Here is a 244-nt window from a genome sequence, read left to right as displayed (position 1 = left end):
ACTGATTGAGGTAGACTTACGATAACCGAATTCACCGAAGGACAGTTTTTGGGATTTGCGGTCTTTAAACAGTTCCTCGCGGTTGTATTCGGCAAATGCGCCGAGCAGGGCGGAAAGGTCGGTAATGCGTTTACGGAGACCTTCCCCTTGCTTTGCGCAGTCCGCTTTAATTTCTGCAATTTTCTTGTTCGCTTCCCCGTCGATTGCCTCCAGTTCGTGTTCAAGAAGTCCGATTTCCTTGAGA

Annotated in this window: 1 protein-coding gene; it reads right to left on the bottom strand. The window is 48.8% G+C overall.

Annotation, left to right across the window (positions count from 1 at the left end; translation table 11 throughout):
• A partial coding sequence (locus tag HGH47_RS12375) for a host-nuclease inhibitor Gam family protein (RefSeq protein WP_432912811.1) occupies positions 1 to 244 on the bottom strand: 244 nt, incomplete at both ends.

Source organism: Treponema sp. OMZ 805 (assembly GCF_050937395.1).
Taxonomy (GTDB): Bacteria; Spirochaetota; Spirochaetia; order Treponematales; family Treponemataceae; genus Treponema.
This window is presented reverse-complemented; position numbering and strand designations above follow the sequence as displayed.